The sequence below is a fragment of the Peterkaempfera griseoplana genome, from assembly GCF_001418575.1.
Classification (GTDB): Bacteria; Actinomycetota; Actinomycetes; order Streptomycetales; family Streptomycetaceae; genus Peterkaempfera; species Peterkaempfera griseoplana.
Genome location: NZ_LIQR01000767.1, coordinates 1 through 2,027, shown reverse-complemented (window position 1 = coordinate 2,027; position 2,027 = coordinate 1). Strand labels below are relative to the sequence as shown.

Here is a 2,027-nt window from a genome sequence, read left to right as displayed (position 1 = left end):
TCGCGGGCGGCCGCACGGGGCAGGCAGGCCGGGGGTTCCCCGGCGGCGGGCAGGGATTCCCGGGCGCCGGTCAGGGGTTCCCCGGCGGGCAGGGGTTCCCCGGCGGCAGCCTGCCGCAGAACGGGCAGCGGACCCGGAACGGCCAGAACGGAGCCCCCGGCGGCTTCGCCGGCGGCATGCCGCAGGGCGCGGGCGGCGGCACCGGTCGCCTCCTCGGCGAAGGCGGCGGCATGCGCGGCGGTACGGGCGGCGGCGGTATGGGCGGCCTGCTGGGCGGCACCTCGGTGAGCAGCGCCATGGTCACCCTGCTGAAGCAGGACGCCTCCCGCTACACCTGGGCGGCCGCGACCATCGGCTCCCAGAACGCGGCCAGTTACCAACTGGCCTCCGGGCAGCCGGTGATGGCCGTCGGAGGCTTCAACGGCACCGACCCGGCCCCCTCGCCGGCCCGGTTCAAGCAGCTGGTGCAGCAGGGCCGGATCCACTGGTTCCTGGCGGGGGACCGCATGGGCGGCGGCGGGAACGGCACCTCCTCCCAGATCACCAGCTGGGTCGAGGCGAACTTCGCCACCGTCACGGTGGGCGGCACCACCGTCTACGACCTCACCCGCAGCAAGAACTGATGCACCGGCGGAGGCCGTACGCCATGTCCCGGGACCCCCGGGCGGCGTACGGCCTCCGCCGTGTCCCGCCCGTCGCACTCCGCGCTCGGCCCGGACGCCGGATGAGGAACGGGCGCGGTCCACTGCGAACGACGGCCCGTCCCGGCCGGCCCGCAGCCCCCTCACAGGGCCAGGCACCGGTCCGGGGGCACCACGACGGCAGGGGGCGCGGCCCGTCGGCGTCCGAGTCCTCCGGGATGCCCTGTGCCGGAACCGCGGCCTGCCGCCGTGTCCACCGGGCTCACCTCCTCGACGTACGCGGTCGTGCCCGGCGGAGCCTGAGCCACCACGTCGACCACTCTCCGCGCTCTGCCGGGGCGGTACTGTCCGGCGCTGCGCTACGCGGCCAGGGAGAGGGCGCGGACGGTGTGCAGCTGGCCGGCCACGTCCGCGAGGGTGGCGCAGCGGACACCGAGCCGGACCGGGTCGGGCACCGCCGGGCCGCCGGGGTGCCGGCGGGCGGTGGCGTCGTCGGCGAGGCGGGTCAGCGCGGCGGCGAGCGCGCGGGCCTCGGCAGGGGGCACCGGGCGGCCGCCGTGCTCGATGCGTACGGCGCAGGCGGTGGTGGCGTCGACCAGCCGCTCGATCGCGGTGACCGCCGGCGCCCAGTCGCCGGTGGGCACTCCGGCCGGCGGCAGTTCCGCGGCGGCCTGTGCCACCGCCGTCCGGGCCTCGGCGAGGGCCCGGTAGGCGGCGCGGCGCAGCCGCAGGCGGTCGGCCCGGGGTGCCCCGGGTGCGTCCACCACCTGGGCCAGGTAGGCCTCGGCGGCGTGCAGGGCCGCGGCCCAGGGGACGGCGACCGCGGCCCGGCGGGCGCCGAGGCGCGGCAGATGTCCCGCGGCGAGGGCGACCAGGCAGCCGAGGACGGTGTCCACCAGCCGGCTGCCCGGGGCGCCGTGGGCGCCGGACAGTCCGGCGAAGGCGAGCACGATCGGGGTGAGGGCGGCGGTCTGCAGGGCGAAGTGCCGCCAGGCGACGGGCAGCAGCGCCCCGCACAGGGCGGCGGCGGCCACCGGGCCCGCGGTGCCCGGGAGCAGCGCGTGCAGCGCGGTGTACAGGCCGACTCCGGCGCCGGTGCCGAGCAGCCGGTTGACCGCCCGGGAGAAGAGCGGTCCCAGGTCGGGCTTGGCCAGGAAGGCCGCGGTGACGGGCAGCCAGTACCACTGCTCGGGGCGGAGCAGCTGGGCGACGGCGGTGCAGGCGCCGATGCACAGGGCGACCCGCAGTCCGTACTCGCGGCCGACCGGGCCGAGGGCCCGGCGCAGGCCGGGGCGGTGGCGCAGCGGGGGCCGGGGTGGTGCGTCGGCGAAGCGCTCGGGGGTGCCGAAGACCTCGGCGGCGTGCAGCAGTGCGTCGTGCAGGGCC

General features: G+C 78.4%; 2 protein-coding genes. One reads left to right on the top strand and one right to left on the bottom strand.

The features are described from left to right. On the top strand, window positions 1–623 hold a 623-nt coding region (locus AOK09_RS36590; RefSeq protein ID WP_456153975.1), incomplete at its 5' end, for a mannosyltransferase YkcB-related protein. Between the two features lie 377 nt (window positions 624–1,000). Here the strand turns inward: AOK09_RS36590 and AOK09_RS36585 are convergent. After that, window positions 1,001–2,027: FUSC family protein (locus AOK09_RS36585; RefSeq protein WP_169797120.1), on the bottom strand; the 1,027-nt coding region annotated here is incomplete at its 5' end.